The organism is Klebsiella sp. K47, from assembly GCF_051858335.1.
GTDB classification, from domain to species: Bacteria; Pseudomonadota; Gammaproteobacteria; order Enterobacterales; family Enterobacteriaceae; genus Klebsiella; species Klebsiella pneumoniae.
This window is the reverse complement of the sequence record NZ_JBPYUI010000032.1, coordinates 26,591-45,287: the sequence shown is the minus strand read 5'-3', so window position 1 is coordinate 45,287 and position 18,697 is coordinate 26,591. Positions and strand designations below refer to the sequence as shown.

The following is an 18,697-nucleotide window of genomic DNA, read 5'->3' as shown; positions in this document are numbered from 1 at the left end:
GCGCGGGTGAGCCTGCTGCGCGCCCTGCTGGCGCGCCCCGAGGCATTGCTGCTTGATGAGCCCTTCAGCCGCCTGGATGCCAGCCTGCGCGCCGGGTTCCGCCGCTGGGTCTTTGAAGAACTGGCCCGCCAGGCCATTCCGGCGATCCTGGTGACCCACGATCGCGAGGACTGCCCGCCGACGGGGCGCTGCCTGGCGATGGAGCGCTGGCAATGAAGGACAATAGCGTGCAAACCTGCGTTACCGCAAAGAAATCGGCGCCTGGCGAGTGGAGAATACGCCCTCCACTTTTTACCGTCGGGCATTTCGATGAAACGTGTTTCTCAATTGACCGCACTCGCCCTGCTCATGGGGCTTGCTGCTTCCACTACCTGCGCCGCTGAAACCATGCCAGCGCTCACTCTCTCCCACCTGCAACAGCAGCACGGCGTGGCCATCGACACCCGGCTGAGCGCTTATTACAACGGCTGGCCGCAGCGCGCCAACGGCCCGGAAGGCCATGAGCCGCAGGCCCTCAATCTTTCCGCCCGCTGGCTCGGCGCCATGAGCGACGATCAGCTGCGCGCCTGGGCTAAGCAGCACCAGCTCCAGTCCGATACCCCCATCGCGCTGTACGGCAGCCCGGAGGATAACGTCAGCGTCGCGGCGCGGCTGAAACAAACGGGTTTCACCCGGCTCAGCACCCTGAGCGATGCGCTGAGCCAGACCGACCGTCTGCAAAAGCTGCCGCACTTTGAACAGCTGGTCTACCCCCAGTGGCTGCACGACCTACAGCAAGGGAAAGCGGTCGCCGCCGCCCCGGCAGGCGACTGGAAAGTGTTTGAAGCCGCCTGGGGAGCGCCGAAGCTCAATCTGCTGAGCCATATCCCTGGCGCGGGCTATATCGATACCAATGAGGTGGAGAGCGAACCGCTGTGGAATAAAGTGTCCGACGCGCAGCTGAAGGCGATGCTGGCGAAGCACGGCATCCGGCATGACACCACGGTGATCCTCTATGGTCGCGACGTCTACGCCGCAGCGCGGGTGGCGCAGATCATGCTGTACGCCGGGGTCAAAGACGTGCGCCTGCTTGACGGCGGCTGGCAGACCTGGTCCGACGCCGGGCTGCCGGTAGAGCGCGGTATGCCGCCGGCGCAGCAGCCGGCGCCTGATTTCGGCGCCCCGATCCCCGGCCAGCCGCAGCTGATGCTGGATACCGAACAAGCCCGCGGGCTGCTGCATCGTCAGGACGCCTCGCTGGTCAGCGTCCGCTCATGGCCGGAGTTTATCGGCACCACCAGCGGCTACAGCTATATCAAGCCGAAGGGCGACATCGCTGGCGCCCGCTGGGGCCACGCCGGGAGCGACTCCACGCACATGGAGGATTTCCATAACCCGGACGGCACCATGCGCAGCGCTGACGATATCGCTACCCTGTGGCGCCAGTGGAACATTCTGCCAAGCCAGCAAGTGGCGTTCTATTGCGGGACCGGCTGGCGGGCCTCGGAAACCTTTATGTATGCCCGCGCCATGGGCTGGCCGCACGTCGCGGTGTACGACGGCGGCTGGTACGAATGGAGCAGCAACCCGCACAATCCGGTGGCCCGCGGAGAGCGCGGCCCGGAAAGCAGTCAGTAACTCGCCCCGCCTCAGCGCGTCGCCCTTTGTCGGCGACGCGCGATACCCCGTTTACGCTGTGGTCGTTACCCGCTTTAAGGTCTGGTAGCCACTGCAGATGCGCGTCGCCGTCGTCAGCCAGCACAGCGCGCCAAACAGCCACGCCAGCCAGGCGAAATGCGCCGGAAACAGGCAGCCAAGGACAAACAACAGGATGGTCTCCGTCCCCTCCGTCAGTCCCCCGAGATAGTACAGCGATTTATGGGCGTAGCCGGGATTGGCGATCTGGTGCCTGGCCGCCAGGGCGGCAAAAGCGAGAAAGCTGCTGCCGGTGCCGATAAAGGCAAACAGCAGCCAGCCGCCCGCCAGGGCATTGTTCAGCGGATCCGCCAGAATAAAGCCGAACGGCACCAGGGCGTAAAAGAGAAAATCCAGCGCAATATCGAGAAAGCCGCCCGCGTCCGTTAGCCCGCGCCGCCGCGCCAGAGCGCCGTCCAGGCCATCCAGCAGGCGGTTAAGGAGAATGGCCGCCAGCGCCGCGCCATACCACCCCAGCGCCAGAAAGGGCAGAGCCAGCACGCCGATGGCAAAACCGACCAGCGTCAGCCCGTCCGGTGAGATGCCGGGGCGGTCAAGGGCGCCGGCGACAGCGTTTAGCAGGGGTTTAAGGCGCGGATGCAGGTGGCTATCAAGCACGAAGGTCTCCAGCAGGGTTGGCGGTTGTCAGTTACGGTCTATGGCGGTGATAATAGGCCATATTCGTCTTATTAACCTTGATGCTTATGCTAAAAATGATTGATGTTGTCGCCGCCATTATTGAACAGGATGGCCAGATTCTGCTGGCGCAGCGTCCGCCCCACGCCGACCAGCCGGGGATGTGGGAGTTCGCCGGCGGCAAAGTGGAGCCGGGTGAAAACCAGCCGCAGGCGCTGGCCCGCGAACTGCAGGAGGAGATGGGCATCATCGCCCGCCCAGCTTGCTATATCGCTAGCCATCAGCGGGAGGTCTCCGGCCGCCGGATCCATCTGCACGCCTGGTGGGTGCCGCACTTTCAGGGCACGCCGCTGGCCCACTATCACACTCAGCTGCGCTGGTGCCTTCCCACAGAAGCGCTGGCCCTCGATCTCGCCCCGGCCGATATTCCTCTGCTGCACGCCTTTATCGCCCAGCGCCCCACCCTTTCCGTCCGCTGATCCGCCCGCCGCCTCGTCATCGCTTTTAGTTATGACGAGCGGGCAATTATAAATTTTGTTGTCGGCTCAATTTTTCCTTGCTTGCCTAAGGATTAGCGGTGTTATAGTCGGAAAATCGGTTTTTTCAAGGACCGAATCATAATAAATACATGCAACCACAACCATAAGGGGAACTGATATCTATGGATCAGACGTGCACTCTGGAAGGCTTTCTCACCCGCGTTCAACAGCGCGATCCTCATCAAACCGAATTTGCTCAAGCCGTCCGGGAGGTGATGACCACCCTGTGGCCTTTCCTTGAGGAAAATCCGCGCTATCGTCAGCTTGCTTTGCTGGAACGTCTGGTGGAACCGGAGCGCGTGATCCAGTTCCGCGTGGTGTGGGTGGACGACCGCAATCAGGTCCAGGTCAACCGCGCGTGGCGTGTGCAGTTCAACTCGGCCATCGGCCCGTATAAAGGCGGGATGCGTTTTCACCCGTCGGTTAACCTGTCGATTCTCAAATTCCTTGGCTTCGAGCAGACCTTCAAAAACGCCCTGACCACTCTGCCGATGGGCGGCGGGAAAGGCGGCAGCGATTTCGATCCTAAAGGCAAGAGCGATGGCGAAGTGATGCGTTTCTGCCAGGCGCTGATGACCGAACTCTATCGCCACCTTGGCCCGGATACCGACGTACCGGCGGGCGATATCGGCGTCGGCGGTCGCGAAGTCGGCTTTATGGCCGGAATGATGCGCAAGCTCTCCAACAACAGCGCCTGCGTCTTCACCGGTAAAGGACTCTCCTTTGGCGGCAGCTTGATCCGTCCGGAAGCCACTGGTTACGGCCTGATCTACTTCACCGAAGCGATGCTCAAACGTCACGGCCTCGGCTTCGAAGGCGCTCGCGTGGCGGTCTCCGGCTCCGGCAACGTCGCGCAATACGCCATTGAGAAAGCGATGGAGCTTGGCGCGCGGGTGGTGACGGCCTCCGACTCCAACGGCACCGTCGTTGACGAAGCGGGCTTCACCAAAGAAAAACTGGCCCGCCTGATCGACATTAAAGAGCGTGCCCACGGCCGCGTGGCCGATTACGCCCGCGAATTTGGCCTCACCTATCTTGAAGGCCAGCAGCCGTGGTCAGTGCCGGTGGATATTGCCCTGCCTTGCGCGACCCAGAACGAACTGGACGTCGATGCCGCCCGCCAGCTGATTGCCAATGGCGTCAAGGCCGTGGCGGAAGGCGCCAACATGCCGACCACCATCGCCGCAACCGACCTGTTCCTGGAAGCTGGCGTGCTGTTTGCCCCGGGCAAAGCGGCCAACGCCGGCGGCGTGGCGACTTCCGGTCTGGAGATGGCGCAGAACGCCGCGCGCATGGGCTGGAAAGCGGAAAAAGTGGATGCCCGCCTGCATCACATCATGCTGGATATCCACCACGCTTGCGTGCAGTACGGCGGCGAAGCGAAGCAGACCAACTACGTGCGCGGCGCGAATATCGCCGGTTTCGTGAAGGTTGCGGATGCTATGCTGGCCCAGGGCGTGATTTAACCTCCCCTAACTCCATCCCGGCGGCAGCCCGCCGGGATGCGTCTCACGACGTCATCGTGATCACAACTTTCCCCAGATGCTGACCACTGTCCAGACAGGCATGGGCCTCGGCAATCTCCGCCATCGGGTAGCTGGCGTAGATCAGCGGCTTGCATTTCCCTGCCTCTAGCAGCGGCCAGACGTGGCGGCGCAGCGCCTCGGCAATCTGTTGTTTCTCCGCCGCCGTCCGGCCGCGCATGGTCGAGCCGGTGACGGTGGCTCGCTTGAGCATCAGAGTCTGAATATCAACCTCATGAGCGATTCGCCCGCCCATAAAGCCGATGATGACCAGTCGTCCATCCTTTTTCAGTAGCCCAAGGTTGCGGTTAAAGTAAGGGCCGCCAACAATATCCAGAATGACGTCCACCCCTTCATCGTTGGTCAGCTGGCCGATTTTCTCGGCAAAATCATCGGTTTTGTAGTTAATCGCCGTAGCATAGGGACGTAGCGCAGCAATTTTTTCGTCCTGGCCGACGGTGGCATAGACGGTCATCCCCAGCGCGTGGCACAGCAGGACCGCGGTGGTGCCAATCCCGCTGGCGCCGCCGTGGACCAGAATGCTTTCGCCAGGCTGCAGCTTACCCAGCTGGAAGACGTTCGCCCAGACGGTGAAGAAGGTTTCCGGAATGGCGGCCGCTTCGCTAAAGCTGAGGCCCGCCGGGATCGGCAACGTCTGGCCTGCCGGCACGGCGCAGTATTCGGCATAGCCGCCGCCGTTGGTCAGCGCGCAAACGCGATCGCCGGGCGTAAACGCTGTGACCTGCGCGCCGACCTTAACAACCACGCCCGCCACCTCGAGGCCGGGCACGGGGGTGACGCCCTCAGGCATCGGATACAGACCCTGGCGCTGCAGAATATCCGGCCGGTTGACGCCCGCCGCCTTCACCTCAATGAGCACCTCATGCTCCCCGATGGTGGGGATCTCCCCTTCGCGGATCTGCAATACCTCCGGGCCGCCCGGTTGGCTGATAGCAATATATTTCACGGGTCCTCCTTATCGCCTGTGAGAGAAATGGGGCATCGGCATCAGGAAAAGCGCAGCGGGCATCCCCTGCTCAGGGGCCCCGCGTCCAGGCTCTTCCCGGCTGTTTAGTGTAGACCATTGGCCTGACTGGCGGAGAAGCGGTGGCCGTGGGGTAACGCATCCTCGCGACCACCGGCGGGTTACTGCGGCGGCGGCGCGGTATCGTCTGCCGCTTTTTTGCCTTTCGGCTTCCCTTTACCTTTGCTGAACGACTTCTTCGCCCCGCCCGGCGCCACCAGGCCGCGGAACTGACGCACCGGCGTGCTGCGCGCCTGATCGATCAGTTGATACAGCGTCCCCACCAGCGGCTGCATAAAGTCCTGATAGCGGCACTGTTTCTCGCTGATCTGCGTCAACACCGACTCCCAGTGGGCGGTCATGTCCGGTCGCCCGGCCATCTCCGGCAGGGAATGAATGAGCGCCCTGCCGGCCTCCGAAGAGTGGATATAGCGCCCCTTTTTGCTCAGGAAACCACGCTTGAACAGCAGCTCGATAATCCCTGCGCGGGTAGCTTCCGTGCCGAGGCCGTCGGTGGCGCGGAGGATCTTCTTCAGATCTTTATCCTGCACGAAGCGGGCAATCCCGGTCATCGCCGACAGCAGCGTGGCGTCGGTAAAGTGGCGCGGCGGCTGGGTCTGACGCTCCACCACCTCGCCCCTCTCGCACAGCAGTTCATCGCCTTTGGCCACCACCGGCAGCGGCGTGCCGTCGTTCTCTTCATCGCGCTCTTTGCTGCCAAGCAGCGTCCGCCAGCCCGCCTCGGCCAGAAAACGCGCCTTGGCGACAAACTTGCCGTTGGCGATCTCAAGATCAATCTGGCATTTGCGGAACACTGCGTCAGGGCAGAACTGCATCAGATACTGGCGGGCGATCAGGGTGTACACCTTCGCTTCGTTATCGGTGAGCTTCACCTGGCTGCTGCGGGCGGTTGGGATAATCGCATGGTGCGCGTCGACCTTTTTATCATCCCAGCAGCGGTTGCGGATCTCCGGATCCACTACCGGCTGCGGCAGCAGGTCCGCCGCATGGACGGCAATCGCATTCAACACCGCATGGCGGCCAGCGAAGTGCTCTTCCGGCAGATAGCGGCTGTCCGAACGCGGATAGGTGATGAGTTTGTGGGTTTCGTACAGCTTCTGGCAGATATCCAGCACGTTCTGCGCGCTGAAGCCGAAACGTTTGGCCGCCTCAATCTGCAGCGCCGACAGCGAGAACGGCAGCGGCGCGGGTTCGGAATCGCGCTTATCGTTATAGCCGGTGACGCTTGCCGGCTGGCCTTCGATGCGCTTAACCACATGCTCGGCCAGCGGACGATGCAGCAGGCGCCCTTCTTCATCCTGGTAAGGTTCGCAGGCTTCGCTCGGCACCCAGGTGGCGACAAAACGCTCCTCCTGCGGCGTGACGATATGCGCCTTCACGTCGAAGAAATCTTTGGCGACGAAATTTTCAATCTCTTCATCGCGACGGACCACCAGGCCAAGTACCGGGGTCTGCACCCGCCCCACCGAGAGCACCCCCTGATAGCCGGCGTTGCGCCCCAGCAGGGTGTAGGCGCGGGTCATATTGATGCCGTACAGCCAGTCGGCGCGGGCCCGCGCCAGCGCCGACACGCAGAGCGGCACGAACTCGCTGTTGGCGCGCAGACGGTTGATCGCCCGCTCCACCGCCTGCGGGTTGAGATCGTTAATCAGACAGCGCTGCACCTGCTGACGCTTCTCCGGCGCCAGCTGCAGGTAGTCGAGTACTTCGTCCACCAGCAGCTGCCCTTCTCTGTCCGGGTCGCCGGCGTGGATAACCTCCTCGGCGTCGCCGAGCAGGCGCTTGATGACATTCAGCTGTTTGGTGACCGAGGGCTTTGGCTGCAGCTGCCATTTCTCCGGCACAATCGGCAGATCGTTGAGATTCCACCGGGCATAGCGGCTGTCGTAGATGTCCGGCTGCGCCTGCTCCAGCAGGTGGCCGATACACCAGGTGACCACCTGCCCGTTGCCGCACTCAATATAGCCATCGCCTTTGCGGTGCGGTTTAGGCAACACATCGGCGATAGCCCGACCGAGACTCGGTTTTTCTGCAATAAACAACCGCATCGAATCAACGGATCTCGATCATGGGTCGCCCGCCGCGGGCGGTCACCAGCTCGCCGATGGCGGCCAGCTTAATGCCGAACTCCGCCGCGGCGGCCTGAACTTCCGCCTCCGCCTCCGGGGTCACCGCCAGCAGCAGACCGCCGGAGGTCTGCGGATCGCACAGCAGATCCCGCCACTCCGTCGGCATCTCGCCCATGAGATGGCCGTAGCTGGCAAAGTTGCGCCCGGTGCCGCCCGGCACCGCGCCGGCGGCGATATAGTCCTCCACCCCCGGCAGTTTTGGGATATCGGCATAGCGCAGCTGCGCCTGCACGCCGGCCCCGCGGCACACCTCGCTGAGGTGGCCGAGCAGGCCAAAGCCGGTGACGTCGGTCATCGCCTTCACCCCGTCGATGGCGGCAAACGCGGCGCCGGCGAGGTTCATCTGGCACATGGTCTCCGTCGCTAACCCTTGATGCTCTGGCTTGAGCAGCGATTTTTTCTCTGCAGTGGTCAGTACGCCGATCCCCAGCGGTTTAGTAAGATACAGTTTGCAACCCGCCTGGGCGGTGCTGTTTTTCTTGATGCGCTCGGTGGGCACCACGCCGGTGACCGCCAGACCGAAGATCGGCTCCGGGGCGTCAATGGAGTGGCCGCCCGCCAGCGCGATCCCCGCCTGCTGGCAGGCAAAGCGCCCGCCCTCCACCACTTCGCGGGCGATTTCCGGCGCCAGGGTGTTGATCGGCCAGCCGAGGATGGCAATCGCCATAATCGGTTTCCCGCCCATAGCGAAAATATCGCTGATGGCGTTGGTGGCGGCGATGCGGCCAAAGTCGAACGGGTTATCGACAATCGGCATAAAGAAATCGGTGGTGCTGACGATCGAGGTGCCATTACCGAGATCGTAAACGGCGGCATCATCGCTGGTTTCGTTGCCGACAAGCAGGTTTGGGTCGACAAACTTCGCCTGCTCGCTATGCAGGATAGTTTCCAGCACTTTCGGGGAAATTTTACAACCACAACCGGCTCCGTGGCTGTATTGCGTTAAACGAATGGCTTGCTCGCTCATGGACATCTCCTGTCATTGCAATCCCGCTATGTTAGCGCCCAAACGCCAGGGTGGTAAGTACGACAGTCTGAAATCGCGTATGGTTGCTCATTAAGCAGACAAAAAGCCGTTTTTGCGAGACGCGACAATTTTTTCCCGACCATTTTCACTTTTACTTAAAGATGACAGAAATGTGACAGCACAGGACTGTCTTCTCTGGAATGATTATGACGTAAGGAAATTCTAATGAAAAAGCGTGTTCTTGCCCTTTGCCTGGCCAGTTTCTTCTCCGTTAACGCCTTTGCTCTGGTTCCCCCCGGGAACGATGTCACCACCAAGCCCGATCTCTACTATCTGACCAATGCCCAGGCCATCGACAGCCTGGCGCTGTTGCCACCACCGCCGGCGGTGGGCAGTATCGCATTTTTAAACGATCAGGCGATGTATGAGCAAGGACGTCTGCTGCGCAATACCGAGCGCGGGAAGCTGGCGGCAGAGGATGCCAACCTCAGCGCGGGCGGCGTGGCCAACGCCTTCTCCAGCGCCTTTGGTTCGCCGATCACCGAGAAAGACGCGCCGCAGCTTCACAAACTGCTGACCAATATGATTGAAGACGCCGGCGACCTGGCGACCCGCAGCGCGAAAGAGAAATACATGCGCATTCGCCCGTTTGCGTTCTATGGCGTCTCCACCTGCAACACCACCGAACAGGACAAGCTGGCGAAAAACGGCTCTTACCCGTCCGGGCATACCTCTATCGGCTGGGCCACCGCCCTGGTGCTGGCGGAGATCAACCCGCAGCGGCAAAACGAGATTTTGAAGCGCGGCTATGAGCTCGGCGAGAGCCGGGTGATCTGCGGCTATCACTGGCAGAGCGATGTCGATGCGGCGCGCATCGTCGGCTCCGCGGTGGTCGCTACGCTGCACACCAACCCGGCCTTCCAGCAGCAGTTGCAGAAAGCCAAAGACGAATTCGCGAAAAGGCAGAAGTAACGTCATCGCCGTTGCATTCCCGGATGCGGCGCCTGGCGCGCCTTGTCCGGGCTACAAAAACCGCGATTGATTCGAATGGTAGGGGTTGTAGGCCGAGTCAGGCGCGAGCCGCCACCCGGCATAGATGCGGCTCCGAGCCTGCTGCCATCGCCCGGCGGCGCTGCGCTTGCGCGGCCAGCCGGACGGTTCCCTCTCCCTCCGGGAGAGGGCCAGGGTGAGGGGAAGCACTGCAGTGTGGTTGTTTATGTTATCTGTGGCTTCAGCGTAGTTTGCACTCCCGGTTAATCGTCTGCGTTATGTCACTCATGGCGCCGGGAGCGCACAGGGGGCGGCCAGTCGCCGCCGCCCCCTGTACCCCCGGGCTCCGGCCAGCAAAATCGCCGCTGCGCGGTCCCTTCGACTTATCCCTGCAGGCTTCGGGTCGGGCCGAGGCAGCATCTCTGCAAAACACGGCCCTCAGCCCGCATCCATGCGGGCTGCCCCGGCCTGCCGGGAACGTCTCAGCGATTTTGAGGCCGTCAGCACCGGCAGTTTCAGCAAGAAAAGTGAATAAATTAACGACAGGTCGTACGAACGTAGGCCGGGTAAGGCGCAGCCGCCACCCGGCACAAAATCAGCTCTGTGCCCGCTGTCCTTGCCCGGCGGCGCTGCGCTTGCGCGGGCCTACAGACAATCAGAGCCGGATGCGTTGGCCGGGTAAGGCATAAGCCGCCACCCGGCATAATACACGCGGACTCAGAATCGCGTCACAAACGGCGCGGTATCCGGCAGGGCAATGGTGGTTGAGGCTTTTAGCTGCGGCGTCCCCAGATAGAGGAAGCCGACAATTTTATCCTGTTCGCGGCACTCGAAGCCGGCCCGCACCACCGGACTCTCGGTCAATGCTCCGCTGCGCCAGATACCGTTGAATCCCTGAGCCAGGGCCGCCATCTGCATCGCCATCACCGCGCAGCCAGCGGACATTTCCTGCTCCCAGCGCGGCACCTTAGGGTGGTCTTCACAGCGCGCGACCACGGTAATAATCAGCGGCGCGCGGAACGGCGCATTGCGGGCTTTCTCAATTCCCTTCTCATCCTGGCCGGCCTCTCTGGCCCCTTTTTCCAGCAACTGGCTGAAGCGCTCGCGGCCGTCATCGGCGATAATAAAGAAGCGCCACGGCTGCAGGGTGCCATGATCCGGGGCGCGCAGCCCGGCGCGCAGAATGTTTTCCAGCTGTTCGCCCGCCGGGGCAGGTTCCGCCAGGCGGGAAGCGCTCCGGCGATTAAGCAGTAGATCGAGAGCATCCATCTGTATAACTCCTGTGATGTCATTTTTCATAAAATTAACATGCACAAGGATTTTGTTACAGCGCGGTCGGTGATTCCTGCTGACAACCGACGGCTCACTCTTTAGGATAGCCAGACGCGGCGGCCCCTGCGGCCTGCCCTTTTTAGATAACGTTAGGGAGAAGACATGCGAACCCTTTGGCGACTGATTGCCAGCTTTTTTAAATGGACGTGGCGGATACTCAACTTTATTCGCAAACTGGCCCTCAATGCGATCTTCCTGGTGCTGGTGCTGGTGTGTATCGGCATCTGGAGCCAGTTCAGCAGCACCACCAGCGAACATGCCGCGCGCGGCGCGCTGTTGCTGGATATTACCGGCGTGGTGGTGGATAAACCATCCGCCAGCAGCAAGCTCGGCGTGATTGGCCGCCAGCTGTTTGGCGCCAGCTCGGACCGTCTGCAGGAGAACTCCCTGTTCGATATCGTGCAGACCATTCGCCAGGCGAAGGATGACCGCAATATCACCGGTATTGTGCTGGATCTGAAAAACTTCGTCGGCGGCGACCAGCCATCCATGCAGTACATCGGCAAAGCGCTGCGCGAATTCCGCGATAGCGGCAAACCGGTGTATGCCGTCGGCAGCAGCTACAGCCAGGGCCAGTACTACCTGGCGAGCTTCGCCAACAAAATCTGGCTCTCGCCGCAGGGCGAGGTAGACCTGCACGGCTTCGCTACCAACGGGCTATATTACAAATCGCTGCTGGATAAGCTGAAGGTCTCCACCCATGTCTTCCGCGTCGGCACCTATAAATCCGCCGTCGAGCCATTCATCCGCGATGATATGTCCCCTGCCGCCCGCGAAGCGGATAGCCGCTGGATTGGCGAACTGTGGCAGAACTACCTCAACACCATTGCCGCCAACCGCCAGATCACCGCCCAGCAGCTCTTCCCGGGCGCCCAGGGCATTATCGATGGTCTGCGTAAGGTGGGCGGCGATACGGCGAAATATGCGCTGGACAATAAGCTGGTGGATGAGCTGGCGACCTCCACGGAAGTGGAAAAGGCGCTGACCAAACAGTTTGGCTGGAGCAAAGCGGATAACAATTACCGGGCGATCAGCTATTACGACTACAACGTGAAGACGCCGTCTGACCAGGGTTCCGCCATCGCGGTAATCTTCGCCAACGGCGCCATCATGGACGGTGAAGAGACCCCGGGCAACGTCGGCGGCGATACCACCGCAGCGCAAATTCGCGATGCGCGCCTCGATCCGAAAATTAAGGCCATCGTTCTGCGCGTAAACAGCCCGGGCGGCAGCGTAACCGCATCGGAAATCATTCGTGAAGAGCTGGCGGCAGCCAAAGCCGCCGGTAAACCGGTAGTGGTCTCGATGGGCGGCATGGCGGCGTCCGGCGGCTACTGGATCTCCACCCCAGCGGATTACATCGTGGCGAACCCAAGCACCCTCACCGGCTCCATTGGCATCTTTGGGGTGATCAACACCGTGGAAAATACCCTCGGGTCGATTGGCGTCCACACCGACGGCGTCGCCACGTCGCCGCTGGCGGATGTCTCCAGCACCAAAGCGCTACCGCCGGAAGTGCAGCAGCTGATGCAGTTGAGCATTGAGAATGGCTATCAGCGCTTTATCACCCTGGTGGCTAACGCCCGTAAGAGCACGCCGGAGAAAATCGACCAGATCGCCCAGGGCCACGTCTGGACCGGGGAAGATGCTAAAGCCAACGGCCTGGTCGACAGCCTCGGCGACTTCGACGACGCGGTGGCCAAAGCCGCCGAGCTGGCGAAGCTGAAAACCTGGCACCTCAACTACTACCAGGAAGAGCCGACCTTCTTCTCGATGGTGCTCGATAGCCTGACCGGCTCGGTACGCGCCTCGCTGCCGGCGGCCATTCAGGCCTGGCTGCCTGCGCCGGTCGCCGCGGCGGCCGAGACGGTGAAAGCGGAGAGCGACAAGCTGGCGGCGTTTAACGACCCGCAGAATCGCTATGCCTACTGCCTGACCTGCGCTAACATCCGTTAATACGCAGCGGCTGCCCCGTCTCCCGGGGCAGCCTTTTTCCCTCTCCTGCCAACACTGCCACAAAGCCCGCGACCGACGCTGTATTTTTTCCTGCGTCTCTTTATACTGCGCCTGTCTACGACCAACCTAAGCGATGCTATGCAAAAAAAATCGATTTACGTTGCCTACACCGGTGGGACCATCGGTATGCAGCGCTCTGAACACGGCTATGTACCCGTTTCCGGCCATCTGCAGCGTCAGCTGGCGCTGATGCCGGAGTTCCATCGTCCGGAGATGCCGGACTTCACGATCCATGAATACCATCCGCTGATGGATTCATCCGATATGACCCCCGAGGACTGGCAGCACATCGCCGACGATATCCGCAGCCATTATGAGGAGTATGATGGCTTTGTGATCCTCCACGGAACTGACACCATGGCGTTTACCGCCTCGGCGCTGTCGTTCATGCTGGAAAACCTTGGCAAGCCGGTCATTGTGACAGGGTCACAAATCCCGCTGGCCGAGCTGCGTTCCGATGGTCAGATTAACCTGCTCAACGCCCTGTACGTCGCCGCCAACTATCCGATTAACGAAGTGGCGCTGTTCTTCAACAATCGACTGTTCCGCGGCAACCGCACCACCAAAGCCCATGCCGACGGCTTCGACGCTTTCGCCTCGCCAAACCTTGCCCCGCTGCTGGAGGCCGGGATCCATATTCGCCGTCTCGGTACTCCGCCGGCGCCGCAGGGCAGCGGAGATCTTATCGTGCACCCCATCACTCCGCAGCCGATTGGCGTGGTGACGATTTACCCCGGCATCTCCGCCGACGTGGTGCGCAATTTTCTGCGCCAACCGGTGAAAGCGCTGATCCTCCGCTCCTATGGCGTCGGCAATGCCCCACAGAATGGCGAGTTTATTCAGGTGCTGGCGGAAGCCAGCCAGCGCGGTATTGTGGTGGTCAATCTGACGCAGTGCATGTCCGGAAAGGTGAACATGGGCGGCTATGCCACCGGCAACGCCCTCGCCCAGGCGGGGGTCATCAGTGGTTTCGATATGACAGTGGAAGCGACGCTGACCAAGCTACACTATCTGCTTAGCCAGCAGCTGGACGTTGACGCCATTCGCGCGGCGATGCAGCAAAATCTGCGTGGCGAACTCACCCCCGACGAGGCTTAAGGAGGACGTATGGCACATCGAGCGCTGTTACTGGTTGATTTGCAGAACGACTTTTGCGCCGGCGGCGCGCTGGCGGTTCCTGAAGGCGACAGTACCGTCGACGTAGCCAATGCGCTTATCGACTGGAGCCTGGCGCGCGGCGAGCCCATCGTCGCCAGCCAGGACTGGCATCCGGCGGATCACGGCAGTTTCGCCAGCCAGCACCAGGTGGAACCCTACACCGAGGGCGAGCTGGACGGCCTGGCGCAAACTTTCTGGCCGGATCACTGCGTGCAGCACAGCGAAGGCGCGGCGCTGCATCCGCTGCTCAAGCAGCAGGCGATCGCCGCTGTGTTCCACAAAGGGCAAAACCGGATCATCGACAGCTATAGCGCTTTCTTTGACAACGGTCACCGGCAGAAAACCGAACTGGACGGCTGGCTGCGTGGTCAGGGGATCGTGGAGCTGACCGTTCTCGGCCTCGCCACCGATTACTGCGTTAAGTTCACCGTGCTGGATGCCCTGGCGCTGGGCTACGCGGTCAACGTCATCACCGACGGCTGTCGCGGCGTAAATCTGCAGCCACAGGACAGCAGCCAGGCGTTTATGGAGATGGCCGCCGCGGGCGCCACGCTCTATACCCTCGACGACTGGCGGGAAACTCAGGCCTGATCCCTCCCCCCCGGCGCCCTCGCGCCGGGTCTTCTTCTGCCGCCTCGCTATTGTCCATAAATTGAACTCTCTCGCAGTTTCAACAGGTTATTGCTGCTAGTCTGGCAAGGCTGTTTTTTCGCCACGCCATTTCCGTGGCGTGGTTATTTTTATGTCAAAGAGGAACCACTATGAAACGTTTGCCCTTGCTGGCAGCTTTGCCCTTGCTTTGCGCTTCCGCGCTCTCTGCCCAACCGCTGATGTCCGTCGGCTATTTTAACGGCGGCGGCGACGTCACCGCCGGGCCGGGCGGTGATATCGATAAGCTGGACGTCCGGCAGATCACCCATCTCAACTACTCGTTTGGCCTTATCTATAACGATGAAAAAGACGAGACCAATGCGGCCCTGAAGGATCCTGCTCATCTGCACGAGATCTGGCTGTCGCCGAAGGTGCAGGCGGATCTGCAAAAGCTCCGCGCCCTGCGTAAACAGAATCCGGACCTCAAAGTCCTGCTGTCGGTCGGCGGCTGGGGCGCGCGTGGTTTCTCCGGCGCGGCGGCGACCGCAGAAAGTCGCGCCGTCTTTATTCGTTCCGCGCAGAAAATCATCCAGCAATATGGTCTGGACGGCATTGACCTCGACTGGGAGTTTCCGGTCAACGGCGCCTGGGGACTGGTGGCCAGCCAGCCGGCTGACCGCGACAACTTCACTGCCCTGCTGAAATCGCTGCGTGAGGCAGTCGGTGAGCAAAAGCTGGTGACTATCGCCGTGGGCGCCAATGCCGAGAGCCCGAAAAGCTGGGTGGACGTCAAAGCGGTGGCCCCGGTGCTGAACTACATCAACCTGATGACCTACGACATGGCCTACGGCACGCAGTACTTCAACTCGAATCTGTATGACTCCAGCCACTGGCCGACGGTCGCCGCAGCGGATAAATACAGCGCCGATTTTGTGGTCAACAATTACCTGGCCGCCGGGCTTAAACCCAGCCAGATGAACCTCGGGATTGGTTTTTATGGCCGGGTACCGAAACGGGCGGTCGAGCCGGGGATTGACTGGACGAAAGCGGATGCGCAAAACAATCCGGTCACCCAGCCCTATTTTGGGCCACAACAGATCGCGCTGTTTGCCTCGCTGGGCTATGACCTGAGCAAAGACACCTATGTGAAATACAATGATATCGTGGGCAAACTGCTCAACGATCCGCAAAAGCGTTTTACCGAGCACTGGGACGATGAGGCGAAGGTTCCGTGGCTGTCGGTGCAGTCCGCAGAGGGCAAGCCGCTGTTCGCCCTCTCCTATGAGAACCCGCGCTCGGTAGCCATTAAGGCGGACTATATCAAGGCGAAGGGCCTCGCCGGGGCCATGTTCTGGGAATATGGCGCCGATGACCAGAATCAGCTGGCCCGTCAGCTGGCGGAATCGCTGGGGATCAAACACTAATCATGGCTGTTCCGCCGCATCGTCGGCACCGAGAGGCGTGACGCAGGCAGCATCGCCTGCAATGCAGGTATATCGCGCCGCCCGGGATAGGTTATGATGCCTGTTATCCGCTGCGCCAGGGGTTGGCGCAGCTTAACCGTTTGACAGGAGGCAGGGGGCCATGGCCTATATCCCCAAAAATTACGCACGTCTGGAAGTGGGTTACCGCGAAAAGGCGCTCAAGCTTTTTCCCTGGGTGTGCGGACGCTGCTCACGGGAGTTTGTCTACTCCAATCTGCGCGAGCTGACGGTGCACCACATCGATCACGACCACTCCAATAACCCGGAAGATGGCAGCAACTGGGAGATGTTGTGCCTGTACTGTCACGATCACGAACATTCCAAGTACACCGAAGCCGATCAGTATGGCTCCACGGTGGTGGCAGGGGAAGATGCGCAAAAGAGCGTCGGCGAGGCCACCTACAACCCGTTTGCCGATCTGAAAGCGATGATGAACAAAAAGTAAGCGAAGCGGCTGACCGCCGGACGCGGTCATTCGACATGACGCCATCCGGCGCGCGGTTACCCGACGCCGGAACGTCTCACCGCCGGCCGGCGGTTTATTGCAGTTTAACGGTGGCGATCGGCTTCGGCACGATGCCAAAATCCTCTTTCAGCTGCTGTTTGCTCTTCATTACCATCTGCCCGCTGGTGTCGATGGTCATGTGCTGGGCGTCGGTGTTATACCGGGCCTGCCAGAGCATCACCAGCTGCAGGCTATTTTCCTTCTGCTCCGGCGTCAGCGCGACGCCATCCGGCCATTTTCCCAGCTCTACCGCCGTCGCCAGACGCTGATACACTTCCGGCGTCATACTGTCGATAATTTGCTCAATATCCATCTTCCGCTCACCTCCGCCTGGAATAATTTGCTGAATCGTTTCTTCAACCCTTGATTTGCTCGCCATTTTGCTCATCGGTGAAGCTCAGCGATGCCGAGTTGACACAATACCGCTCGCCGGTCGGCTGCGGACCATCCGGAAACACGTGGCCGAGATGGGCATCACAGTTTCCGCAACGGATCTCAATGCGCTGCATGCCGTGCGAATTGTCGGTCAGATAGCGAATGGCCTCCGCGCTTACCGGCTCGTAGAAGCTCGGCCAGCCGCAGCCGGAGTCGTATTTAGTCTGGGAGTTAAACAGCGGCGCATCGCACACCAGGCAGTGGTACACGCCATTTTTCTTGTTGTGCAACAGCCGTCCGGTGAAAGGCGGTTCGGTGCCATGATGCTGCGTCACGTAAAACTGCATTTCGCTCAAGCCATTTTTCAGCTCTTCCGGGGTGGGTTTATTCGCCATGGGCTTACATCTCGCTTTGCAATGGACTACTTTCGCTCCAATTCTAACAAAACATTAACAATGAAGCGTACACTTTTGTTCTAAACTTATCCGGTGCCCACAGGCAGCCAGATAATTGTGACTTAAATCACGTTTTTATCTTAAATGCCCTTTAAAATTCCGCGCGCAGCCCCCATATGGAATTGGGCTCAAAGGGAAAGTGAGGCAAATCAATCGCGCAAAGGTCTGCTCAGGATTGATTTGTCGCAATGATTGACACGATTCCGCTTGACGCTGCGTAAGGTTTTTGTAATTTTACAGGCAACCTTTTATTCACTAACAAATAGCTGGTGGAATATATGACTATCAAAGTAGGTATCAACGGTTTTGGCCGTATCGGTCGCATTGTTTTCCGTGCTGCTCAGAAACGTTCTGACATCGAGATCGTTGCAATCAACGACCTGTTAGACGCAGAGTACATGGCTTACATGCTGAAGTATGACTCCACTCACGGTCGTTTCGACGGTACCGTTGAAGTGAAAGACGGTCATCTGGTCGTTAACGGTAAAAAAATCCGTGTTACCGCTGAACGTGACCCGGCTAACCTGAAGTGGGACGAAGTTGGTGTTGACGTTGTTGCTGAAGCAACCGGTATCTTCCTGACCGACGAAACCGCTCGTAAACACATCACCGCTGGCGCGAAAAAAGTCGTTCTGACTGGCCCGTCCAAAGACAACACTCCGATGTTCGTTCGCGGCGCTAACTTCGACGCTTACGCTGGCCAGGACATCGTTTCCAACGCTTCCTGCACCACCAACTGCCTGGCGCCGCTGGCTAAAGTTATCAACGACAACTTCGGTATCGTTGAAGGCCTGATGACCACCGTCCACGCTACCACCGCTACTCAGAAAACCGTTGATGGCCCGTCTCACAAAGACTGGCGCGGCGGCCGCGGCGCAGCTCAGAACATCATCCCGTCCTCTACCGGCGCTGCTAAAGCAGTAGGTAAAGTACTGCCAGAACTGAACGGCAAACTGACCGGTATGGCGTTCCGCGTTCCGACTCCGAACGTATCTGTTGTTGACCTGACCGTTCGTCTGGAAAAAGCAGCGTCCTACGAAGAAATCAAGAAAGCCATCAAAGCCGCTTCTGAAGGCGCTATGAAAGGCGTTCTGGGTTACACCGAAGACGACGTTGTTTCTACCGACTTCAACGGCGAAGTTTGCACTTCCGTGTTCGATGCTAAAGCGGGTATCGCACTGAACGACAACTTCGTGAAACTGGTTTCCTGGTACGACAACGAAACCGGCTACTCCAACAAAGTTCTGGATCTGATTGCCCACATCTCCAAATAAGTTG

Annotated in this window: 17 protein-coding genes and 1 pseudogene; 11 read left to right on the top strand and 7 right to left on the bottom strand. The window is 60.2% G+C overall.

Annotated elements, in window-relative coordinates; translation table 11 throughout:
- Both RRF55_RS23625 and RRF55_RS23620 read left to right on the top strand, forming a co-directional pair.
- A pseudogene (locus RRF55_RS23625) lies at positions 1 to 216 on the top strand (ATP-binding cassette domain-containing protein); the annotation flags it as partial.
- Positions 217 to 309: 93 nt separating this feature from the next.
- Complete coding sequence (locus tag RRF55_RS23620; protein WP_439419177.1) at positions 310 to 1,617, top strand: sulfurtransferase; 1,308 nt, start codon at positions 310 to 312, stop codon at positions 1,615 to 1,617.
- A 51-nt stretch (positions 1,618 to 1,668) separates the two neighbouring features.
- Here RRF55_RS23620 and RRF55_RS23615 read toward each other — a convergent pair whose 3' ends face one another.
- Positions 1,669 to 2,292, bottom strand: a complete 624-nt coding sequence (locus RRF55_RS23615) for a CDP-alcohol phosphatidyltransferase family protein (protein WP_002901398.1) — start codon at positions 2,290 to 2,292, stop codon at positions 1,669 to 1,671.
- A gap of 86 nt (positions 2,293 to 2,378) precedes the next feature.
- On the opposite strand from RRF55_RS23615, the gene RRF55_RS23610 reads away from it, so the two are divergent.
- Both RRF55_RS23610 and gdhA read left to right on the top strand, forming a co-directional pair.
- Positions 2,379 to 2,789: a pyrimidine (deoxy)nucleoside triphosphate diphosphatase gene (locus RRF55_RS23610; protein WP_004183673.1), complete on the top strand. Its 411-nt coding sequence runs from the start codon at positions 2,379 to 2,381 to the stop codon at positions 2,787 to 2,789.
- Between the two features lie 182 nt (positions 2,790 to 2,971).
- The gene (gene gdhA / locus RRF55_RS23605) at positions 2,972 to 4,315 is read left to right on the top strand and encodes an NADP-specific glutamate dehydrogenase (protein ID WP_004176526.1); all 1,344 of its coding nucleotides are present in this window, start codon (positions 2,972 to 2,974) and stop codon (positions 4,313 to 4,315) included.
- A 43-nt stretch (positions 4,316 to 4,358) separates the two neighbouring features.
- Here the strand turns inward: gdhA and RRF55_RS23600 are convergent, their stop codons facing one another.
- The 3 genes from RRF55_RS23600 to selD form a co-directional block, all read right to left on the bottom strand.
- Positions 4,359 to 5,339, bottom strand: a complete 981-nt coding sequence (locus RRF55_RS23600) for an NAD(P)H-quinone oxidoreductase (protein ID WP_004140406.1) — start codon at positions 5,337 to 5,339, stop codon at positions 4,359 to 4,361.
- Positions 5,340 to 5,518: 179 nt separating this feature from the next.
- A complete protein-coding gene (locus RRF55_RS23595; protein WP_032414799.1) occupies positions 5,519 to 7,465 on the bottom strand; it encodes a DNA topoisomerase III in 1,947 nt (648 codons plus the stop codon).
- 4 nt (positions 7,466 to 7,469) lie between these two features.
- A complete protein-coding gene (gene selD, locus RRF55_RS23590) occupies positions 7,470 to 8,513 on the bottom strand; it encodes a selenide, water dikinase SelD (protein ID WP_004176528.1) in 1,044 nt (347 codons plus the stop codon).
- A 225-nt stretch (positions 8,514 to 8,738) separates the two neighbouring features.
- Between selD and phoC the strand changes: the two genes are divergently transcribed.
- Positions 8,739 to 9,485 (top strand): acid phosphatase PhoC, encoded by a 747-nt coding sequence (phoC, locus tag RRF55_RS23585; protein ID WP_002901387.1) that lies wholly within the window; start codon positions 8,739 to 8,741, stop codon positions 9,483 to 9,485.
- 735 nt (positions 9,486 to 10,220) lie between these two features.
- Here phoC and RRF55_RS23580 read toward each other — a convergent pair.
- Positions 10,221 to 10,772, bottom strand: a complete 552-nt coding sequence (locus RRF55_RS23580) for an NAD(P)H nitroreductase (RefSeq protein WP_004176531.1) — start codon at positions 10,770 to 10,772, stop codon at positions 10,221 to 10,223.
- A gap of 165 nt (positions 10,773 to 10,937) precedes the next feature.
- Here RRF55_RS23580 and sppA point away from each other — a divergent pair, with 165 nt between their 5' ends.
- The 5 genes from sppA (at position 10,938) to yajD (ending at position 16,529) form a co-directional block, all read left to right on the top strand.
- Complete coding sequence (gene sppA, locus RRF55_RS23575; protein WP_032414797.1) at positions 10,938 to 12,791, top strand: signal peptide peptidase SppA; 1,854 nt, start codon at positions 10,938 to 10,940, stop codon at positions 12,789 to 12,791.
- A 138-nt stretch (positions 12,792 to 12,929) separates the two neighbouring features.
- Positions 12,930 to 13,949, top strand: coding sequence for an asparaginase (gene ansA / locus RRF55_RS23570; RefSeq protein WP_002901285.1), 1,020 nt, complete (start codon positions 12,930 to 12,932; stop codon positions 13,947 to 13,949).
- A gap of 9 nt (positions 13,950 to 13,958) precedes the next feature.
- A complete protein-coding gene (gene pncA / locus RRF55_RS23565; protein WP_004892853.1) occupies positions 13,959 to 14,600 on the top strand; it encodes a bifunctional nicotinamidase/pyrazinamidase in 642 nt (213 codons plus the stop codon).
- Between the two features lie 170 nt (positions 14,601 to 14,770).
- On the top strand, positions 14,771 to 16,024 hold the full coding sequence (locus RRF55_RS23560) for a glycoside hydrolase family 18 protein (RefSeq protein WP_032414795.1): 1,254 nt from the start codon (positions 14,771 to 14,773) through the stop codon (positions 16,022 to 16,024).
- A gap of 160 nt (positions 16,025 to 16,184) precedes the next feature.
- A complete protein-coding gene (yajD, locus tag RRF55_RS23555) occupies positions 16,185 to 16,529 on the top strand; it encodes an HNH nuclease YajD (protein ID WP_002901254.1) in 345 nt (114 codons plus the stop codon).
- A gap of 94 nt (positions 16,530 to 16,623) precedes the next feature.
- On the opposite strand, the gene RRF55_RS23550 is transcribed toward yajD, so the two are convergent.
- Both RRF55_RS23550 and msrB read right to left on the bottom strand, forming a co-directional pair.
- Positions 16,624 to 16,902, bottom strand: coding sequence for a YeaC family protein (locus RRF55_RS23550; RefSeq protein WP_002901249.1), 279 nt, complete (start codon positions 16,900 to 16,902; stop codon positions 16,624 to 16,626).
- A 43-nt stretch (positions 16,903 to 16,945) separates the two neighbouring features.
- Positions 16,946 to 17,359, bottom strand: a complete 414-nt coding sequence (gene msrB / locus RRF55_RS23545) for a peptide-methionine (R)-S-oxide reductase MsrB (protein WP_002901246.1) — start codon at positions 17,357 to 17,359, stop codon at positions 16,946 to 16,948.
- A gap of 338 nt (positions 17,360 to 17,697) precedes the next feature.
- On the opposite strand from msrB, the gene gapA reads away from it, so the two are divergent.
- On the top strand, positions 17,698 to 18,693 hold the full coding sequence (gapA, locus tag RRF55_RS23540) for a glyceraldehyde-3-phosphate dehydrogenase (RefSeq protein ID WP_002901243.1): 996 nt from the start codon (positions 17,698 to 17,700) through the stop codon (positions 18,691 to 18,693).
- Positions 18,694 to 18,697: the final 4 nt, after the last annotated feature.

Bases quoted from the DNA above. Each gene is read 5' to 3' on its own strand.
- RRF55_RS23620 (WP_439419177.1), top strand. From the start codon at position 310: ATGAAACGTGTTTCTCAATTGACCGCACTCGCCCTGCTCATGGGGCTT.
- RRF55_RS23610 (WP_004183673.1), top strand. From the start codon at position 2,379: ATGCTAAAAATGATTGATGTTGTCGCCGCCATTATTGAACAGGATGGC.
- gdhA (WP_004176526.1), top strand. From the start codon at position 2,972: ATGGATCAGACGTGCACTCTGGAAGGCTTTCTCACCCGCGTTCAACAG.
- RRF55_RS23595 (WP_032414799.1), bottom strand. From the start codon at position 7,465: ATGCGGTTGTTTATTGCAGAAAAACCGAGTCTCGGTCGGGCTATCGCC.
- selD (WP_004176528.1), bottom strand. From the start codon at position 8,513: ATGAGCGAGCAAGCCATTCGTTTAACGCAATACAGCCACGGAGCCGGT.
- phoC (WP_002901387.1), top strand. From the start codon at position 8,739: ATGAAAAAGCGTGTTCTTGCCCTTTGCCTGGCCAGTTTCTTCTCCGTT.
- RRF55_RS23580 (WP_004176531.1), bottom strand. From the start codon at position 10,772: ATGGATGCTCTCGATCTACTGCTTAATCGCCGGAGCGCTTCCCGCCTG.
- sppA (WP_032414797.1), top strand. From the start codon at position 10,938: ATGCGAACCCTTTGGCGACTGATTGCCAGCTTTTTTAAATGGACGTGG.
- ansA (WP_002901285.1), top strand. From the start codon at position 12,930: ATGCAAAAAAAATCGATTTACGTTGCCTACACCGGTGGGACCATCGGT.
- pncA (WP_004892853.1), top strand. From the start codon at position 13,959: ATGGCACATCGAGCGCTGTTACTGGTTGATTTGCAGAACGACTTTTGC.
- RRF55_RS23560 (WP_032414795.1), top strand. From the start codon at position 14,771: ATGAAACGTTTGCCCTTGCTGGCAGCTTTGCCCTTGCTTTGCGCTTCC.
- yajD (WP_002901254.1), top strand. From the start codon at position 16,185: ATGGCCTATATCCCCAAAAATTACGCACGTCTGGAAGTGGGTTACCGC.
- RRF55_RS23550 (WP_002901249.1), bottom strand. From the start codon at position 16,902: ATGGATATTGAGCAAATTATCGACAGTATGACGCCGGAAGTGTATCAG.
- msrB (WP_002901246.1), bottom strand. From the start codon at position 17,359: ATGGCGAATAAACCCACCCCGGAAGAGCTGAAAAATGGCTTGAGCGAA.
- gapA (WP_002901243.1), top strand. From the start codon at position 17,698: ATGACTATCAAAGTAGGTATCAACGGTTTTGGCCGTATCGGTCGCATT.